General features: G+C 51.8%; 5 protein-coding genes. All 5 read right to left on the bottom strand.

Features of this window, described 5'->3' with window-relative positions:
• Positions 1-54: 54 nt before the first annotated feature.
• The 5 genes from ACIGII_RS18595 to ACIGII_RS18575 all read right to left on the bottom strand — a co-directional run bounded on the left by ACIGII_RS18595 (position 55) and on the right by ACIGII_RS18575 (position 5883).
• Positions 55-1092, bottom strand: a complete 1038-nt coding sequence (locus ACIGII_RS18595; protein WP_399641042.1) for a DUF5906 domain-containing protein — start codon at positions 1090-1092, stop codon at positions 55-57.
• A 1299-nt stretch (positions 1093-2391) separates the two neighbouring features.
• Positions 2392-2883, bottom strand: coding sequence for a helix-turn-helix domain-containing protein (locus ACIGII_RS18590; RefSeq protein WP_314100769.1), 492 nt, complete (start codon positions 2881-2883; stop codon positions 2392-2394).
• Positions 2870-3610 carry a hypothetical protein gene (locus tag ACIGII_RS18585; RefSeq protein WP_399622431.1) on the bottom strand — a complete coding sequence of 247 codons (741 nt, stop codon included), beginning with the start codon at positions 3608-3610 and terminating at the stop codon, positions 2870-2872. Before ACIGII_RS18585 ends, ACIGII_RS18590 begins: the two co-directional genes overlap by 14 nt.
• 3 nt (positions 3611-3613) lie before the next feature.
• Positions 3614-4027, bottom strand: coding sequence for a hypothetical protein (locus tag ACIGII_RS18580; RefSeq protein ID WP_032969274.1), 414 nt, complete (start codon positions 4025-4027; stop codon positions 3614-3616).
• Positions 4027-5883, bottom strand: a complete 1857-nt coding sequence (locus tag ACIGII_RS18575) for an integrase (protein ID WP_399622429.1) — start codon at positions 5881-5883, stop codon at positions 4027-4029. Before ACIGII_RS18575 ends, ACIGII_RS18580 begins: the two co-directional genes overlap by 1 nt.
• Between the last annotated feature and the right edge of the window lie 117 nt (positions 5884-6000).

The raw sequence follows: 6000 nt of genomic DNA, 5'->3' as shown, positions 1-6000 counted from the left end.
CGACACGGTTCCAATGGCGGCCTGTCCCCGATAGAGTTTGAACGGCAGTACGCACTAAACGGCTGAAGAGTGTCTACAAAAGCCTGGGCGATTCATCACTACACACAAGCGTCGATACATACCGTCGGTTGCGTCGGTAATCATGGGCTCGTCGTTGGAACTGACGATGTGGCACGACGTATTAACGAACTCAATCATGTCTCGATACAAGAATTTGGCCGTCAGCAAATCGCCGCCGCTGAGAGCTTTGAATGCCTCTTGATCGATGCCCCGCGCTCCCCTTTTCACTTCGGGAGTAAAAATCAGACTTGAATTGATACAGCTTGCCAACGCTTGCGGCTCACCACACTTATCCAGCCAAATTTGCGCTGTGCGGTGGTGAAAGCCGCGAACAATGGACGACATCACGCCCTTCCCATTGCCTCCAGTCCCCACCCACCACCAGACCAGCTGATGAGGACCGGGGATCAGCGTCAAGGCGCACTGCTCTTGCACCAGGGCGCGAATGTCCAAATCTGGCAATGCACTGGCAAGGAAGCGCCCAAACAGCGAGTTGGCGGGAACCGCTTGAGGTGTGTGGCGCTTGTTGTATGAGGTGCTGATAGTGGCGTTTACGCCAAAAGTCAACCCAAGTTTTTTGTCGGCGGGGAGAACTGAAATCGCACCGTCTTTCGCAACGTGCAGGTAACCGTTCTTTGCAGCGATAACAAAGGTGGATACGTCCCGCTCAGGAAGTGGTTCAAGCGAATTGACGGCGAATTTGAAGCAGTCCATGGACGCGGCATTGGTGGCCTTGTCTGGCATATGATTGAACAGGAACTGGGATGCCAATGCGGTTCCTTCGGACAGTGATACCGTATCCCAAAACACGCCGTTCCATTTGTAAGCCAGCGCATTGGCCTTCGCCCAATCGCCACACTTTCCACTGTTCAAATAAGTCAACCAATTCCACGCGGGTGTATTGGATGGGATGATGTTCGCGCTGTTGATCTTCTTGATTTTCTGTTGGCCAGCCTTGGGTTTGGCTTGTTTCGCAACCGTTGGCGATGGGGTTGACACACTTGCATTATTTGATACGTTGATTTTAGACATATTTTTTCTCCTATATGTATACCTCTCTGAAAACCGATCGGTTGCAGCCGCTCGGTTTTTTTATGCGTTCTTTGCTGACTCAAACAACCAACAGTCCCGTACAGCAAGATCTGTGAGTTCACGGATGTACTCTGAAACCGTCAATCCACTGCGCTGCGCCACGTCTTCCAATAGCGCCAACTTCTCCTGGTCAAACCGAAATGTCCGGTTGACCTTCTGAGGCCGTGCGCGGCGACGGTATGGCTTTCTCTTTTTTGTGATCTTGAATTGCAAAACCTCGCCCATTTGAACCTCCATTTTTAAGTAAACACAATTTAGTTCTAATTTATTTTTCTGTCTTGTCAAGCATATTTTGCATTGCAAAATTCAAAACCCTTGGGCTGCAATGAATTTGCGATTACCTGCCCGTCAAGTATTACCCGAAACGTCAGCATTTAAACTCACTTTTTATCACTGACTTGAAAAACACCTTCAAAGTCTTATAACGCAAGGTTTTGAAGGCATTTTCCTTTGAAAAACGCAATACAAATTATTGCGTGAGTAGGGTAATTAGTAGGGCGATTAGTAGGGTCTTTTGAAACCAACCTACTCAACCATAACCGCTGGTATATAAAGGTCTCACTATTTGTGAGTAGGGTGAGTAGGGTAAAACATGAAAAAGTTTATTCTGAGAAATCAATTTTGGCGTATTTGGTGTTTTTCCTTAAGGTATTTCTCAACAACCACCCTACTCACTTACTCAGCATCTACAGCCCTACTGCACCAAGGATTTCGGTGAGTAGGGTCACATTTGAATCACCCTACTTAATGAATAATTTGTATTGCGTTTTTCAACTAACCCCATTTTCGAGCCACTATGTTTGAAAAAAATTATTCCGGTTATGCTCCCAGTAGTCTCCAAACCCCTGGACAATAGATGATCGGTCCGAGTGACGAATGTAGTAGCGCACCCAATTGTCGTCTGGCGCCACCGTGCACCGCGTATACCGCATCAAGAACCTAATGCGCCTGCTCCGAATTTGCGGTGTTGGGTGGTCGTGCGTTGAGAACGCTTTAATTACGGCCACAAACGCCGCATCACTTGCAGCGAACAACGCCATCCATTCAGCCGACGATTTATTGTGCGCATCAATTTTGCTTCCACAGAAAAAGCTGTAAACGGCCATTCGTATATCCTTTGCAGTTGAGGAGTTAATATGATGCGCATGCAGCTGTTGATCGGCCACAAAAAAAAAGCCCCCAATTTGGGGGCTGCAATGGACTGCAAGGGACAACTAGGGACTGGGGCTTAACGCCGCCTTATCTCAATGCGTTCGTGATGACGCTCCTCTCCTGCGCAGCAATACGCTCCTGCACCACATCACGCTGCTGCTGTTGCTCATCCAACAACGCCTGTTGTGCTTCGATCATCATTTCTGTGGTGCCCCACACACACTCTGTGAGCAAATCAAAAATACAGCCCACAACTGTGCTGTCGTCCAGAACATTTGTGTTGTTCACGATGATCCCGTTTGCCATTTGGAACGCATGCAATTGCACGCTGGGCATTACGGGGTGTTGGAGCCACGCGTCCACGTCGCTCTTTCTGTAGCGCACGGGGGTGGTTGACCATCGCTCATCGGTACGTGCTGGACGCTCCCCAATGGGCGGTGGTGGCATTCCTTGGTTGCGCAGGCGCTGCAACGTCTTGGTGCTGACCTGCATCAACACAGCGGCTTGTGCGGCGGTCAGGTGAAGATCCCCAGGTGCTTGGGCCAGCGCTTGGCGCTGCTGTTCGTCAACCTTCGCCATCGCCGCCTCCAATATGACTCATCAGTTCGTGCCGCTGGACCCTGGCCGAGCGCAACTCGTCCAAGTCTTGCGTTCCAGAGGTAAGGGCTACACGAACCGCGTCTGCCCATTGCACGAACACAGTGATGTCGGCCCACTGAAGCTCCAATACGTCCAGTGCGGACAGGTATTCGATGCGGGCACCCGTCAGTGCGGAAATTACGTCCTCGTCGCTCAAGTCGTAGACCGTGCCCAGCACGCGTGACTGGTCGTCAAAGATCCAAGGCAAAGTAGACGTAGCGTCGTGGATCCCAGCAAAACCCATGCCCTTCTTATCCAACAGACGCCTTAAACGTGCAATTTCAGATTGCAGCCCCTTGTTCTCAAGTTCCAGTTCCAGCAATGCCAATTCCGTCTTCTTTGCGGCCACGGACGATTTGATCTTGCGTTCTTTGTAGCTTGATGCCGACAACTGCTCGCGCCATTCGTCCAGATCGGAGAGCTTATAGAACACTTTCGCCGTTTGGCCCAGGCCACCGCTGCTGCTCAGACTGGTTGACTTTGGCCCCATGCCTTGTGCGTTGTATCGCGACAACGTGCGTGTGTGGATCCCCAAATAATAGGACGCAGCTTCGCGCCCCACGGACTGAATTGCCCCGGATTTGGCGCGTTCAATCTCGGCCTCCAATTCGCTCGCACGCAATGCTTGGTAGCCATCAGCGTCACGCTTAAGTGTCACAGCACTCATTGGTCAAACCTCTTTGATCTGTATGTCCACGCCAATAGCCTGAATTTCATCCAAGATACAACTCAGACTTGCAATCGTTGAACCCATCTTCCCTTGCAACCGATCTTTGCGCTGAACAGTTAGAGCGTTTGAAAAATTCTCTAGGATCCAATTCCGGCTTCGACGTATCTCATCGCTGTCCAGCGCTGCCAATCGTTCATTGATGGGATGAAACAAGCGCCTCAACTCTTGAAAGCGCCTGTGTCCAAATTGGGTGTACGTGGTTTCAGCGGTGCGTTGATCCATGCGCCTTGCGTCTTCAATCAATCTTTTGAAGTCGCGAACATCACGATACAGAACCCTCAATTCCTCAACGGAATGGTCACGCACCTTTCTTTTTTCCGTGTATTCGTCAACGAAAAGCATTCCATTGCTCATCACTCTTCCTCGCCGCCTTTAACGGGCCGCAAGCCCGAATGAATGACGGGCATCTTGTCGTTCAATTCGTCCAAAAATGGCTTATCCGGCCCCTTCAAAACATTCCATACGCGGGGGCTGGTCGAAATCATGACCTCTTCCACTTTTGAGAAAGCCTCCCGCAACGCACCCCACTCCTGCTCATTGTACAGGTCCGTGACATTGGCTGACCCATTGTTGACTTTGTGATTGAGCATGTCGGAGACAATACGGCCGGACATAAGGGCTTCGGCAAATCGCCCCAAGGTTCGGCGCAAATCGTGTGGTGTTAAGCCAATGTCAATCTCCTGACGCAAATCCAACATACCCGCGTCCACGCGCACATTTTTAATAATGGATTTGCTGTCACTGTAGTGACCTTCCTTTGAGCGCGTGGATCGGGCCGGGAACACCCACTTCATGCGATCGGCCTTCTGCTCAACCCGATAAACCTCACGCTGCGCTTTGGCAATTGTCATGTAATCGGATGTGGTCTTTTTAACCTCTTCCACCGCACGCTTGGCCCGTTCCATTTCATTGGGCAATTGTGCTTCGGCGTCCTTTGCGTCGTTCAATCGTTGGATCAGGATTTTTTCTGCAAAGTAGGCAACGGGCAGAAAGCGAACCTCACCATTTTTCGTGTCGTGAAAGAACACTTGTGAACCTGGACGCTTGGTGCTGGGATTGATATCACCAGCGTTGGGCGCAAGCCACACCCAAGACACACGCTCATTGGCAAGGTCGTCTTTGGACACCTTGTTGTACCACTGCAATTGAGTGGCCTCGTTGCGTCGTGCGCCCCACAGCAGCGTCAACAGCAAATAGTCCACAGCTACGGCGTTGTGCTTGTTCTGCAAATTTCTGCGAAACACCAACGTCTTTAGAACCGTGGACAATGTGCCGTCCTCTTTGCCCAGCGGATTGCGCACCTGGGCTTTGCGGTAATGTTCGCGTTTCTCTTTGGCCCCTCGCCACAGTTCCAAATCAAAAAGCGATTCGACGGGGTTGAACTGAATTGCAACATCCCGCCCTTCCCTTCGCGCGTCCAATCGCTCTTGGCGCAGAACAATTTCAATGGCCCGGTTCAAATCGGCAAAGGTGTGCTCAACGGCCTCAATGCCTGCCGACTTTGCGCGTTGAATGTACTTGCCCGACAAGCCCATGGCCGCGTAATCGTCCATCGACAACGACCACCACTTGTCCTTTGCGGACAACAGGGGCTTGACCTCTGCGGGGATCCGGTTGGACTTAAGCATTGCCGACGTGCGCAATGCGTTCCACGCCTTCACAATTTGATCGTGGGTCAGATCCCGGACTTGGATGTCGGCAAGCCCCACCTCATTGCGCACCAGTCGCGCCAAACTATTTTGCACGGCCTTTGTACTGTTGGCCTTGCGTTTGCCAGCCTCAACTTGGGCGTCAAGCCGTTCGATGTAGCGCTCCATGCAGGCGCGCACCGTAATGTGCCTGGCGCTCGTCGTTCTGCGCTCTTGAGCGTCCCTGCGCCGGGGGCTCTCTCCACCCGACTGCACGATGTACGCAATTTCCGAACGGGCCTTTTCGTGCGCCTGGACGATCGACATGTCGTCCACTGAGCCAAGGGAAACTCGCACCAGACGGTCCCCCACCCTTTTGCGCACTTCAAATGAATTGCCGCTCTTTCCTACATAGATGCCAAAGCCGGTTGGAGCCCCAGGTGTTCCATCTTGAAAGCGATAGGGCTTGGGGTCCGGATTGGCTTCGATCACGGTCTTACCTGTGGCATCCAATGCCGGGCGTTCGTTTGTTGTCAGCGATCGCAGCTGCCGATCGTTGAGCCGGTATCCCTGCTTGCTCATCTCTGTCACCCTTGTCGTTGAACCCCATGGCTTGTGTCCATGAAGTTGCGGCATACGCCGACTCTACTATGCAAATCACCCATGGACACACACTTTGCGGCCCGTCGATTTCTGTGG

This window comes from Stenotrophomonas sp. NPDC077420 (assembly GCF_044543385.1).
Taxonomy (GTDB): Bacteria; Pseudomonadota; Gammaproteobacteria; order Xanthomonadales; family Xanthomonadaceae; genus Stenotrophomonas.
Note: the sequence above shows the minus strand (reverse complement) of the source record. Positions and strands in the feature narration are given on the sequence as shown.